Annotated in this window: 1 protein-coding gene; it reads left to right on the top strand. The window is 40.4% G+C overall.

Features of this window, described 5'->3' with window-relative positions; all coding sequences use genetic code 11:
* Positions 1-493 (top strand): DDE-type integrase/transposase/recombinase (locus M9R32_RS16030; protein WP_269927727.1); only part of this gene is annotated, 493 nt, incomplete at both ends.

Below are 493 nucleotides of genomic sequence, written 5' to 3'. Positions count from 1 at the left end.
ATCCTCTTGCCGCAGCGCAAGAAGAAAAGCAAACACCCACGGCGTTTGGCAAGAAATCACGTCATTACAGGTCCAAATGAGATGTGGCAATTAGACATTAAATATGGATCTATCGAACAAAGTGGTCGTTTCTTCTTTGTTGCAAGTGCAATTGATGTTTTTGATCGTTCTATCGTTGGCTATTATCGAGGATCTGATTGTAAAGCTACTAGTATAACCAATATGATTCAAGATTCCTTGATACGTCGTAACGTCCCTCGTCCCAAGGACGATGAACAAGAGAAACGATTGATCATTCGGACAGACAATGGTCCACAATTCGTAAGCGAACACTTTGGCGATTTTTGTGAGGATCAACGGATTTATCATGAACGAATTCCAAAGAAATCGCCGAATTCAAATGCGTTTATCGAATCATTTCACAGCATCCTGGAGCGAGAATGTTTTCAGCAACAAGACTTTGAATGTTTTGATCATGCCTATGAAATATTGG

Source organism: Paenisporosarcina quisquiliarum (assembly GCF_027563315.1).
Lineage (GTDB): Bacteria > Bacillota > Bacilli > Bacillales_A > Planococcaceae > Paenisporosarcina > Paenisporosarcina quisquiliarum.
This window is presented reverse-complemented; position numbering and strand designations above follow the sequence as displayed.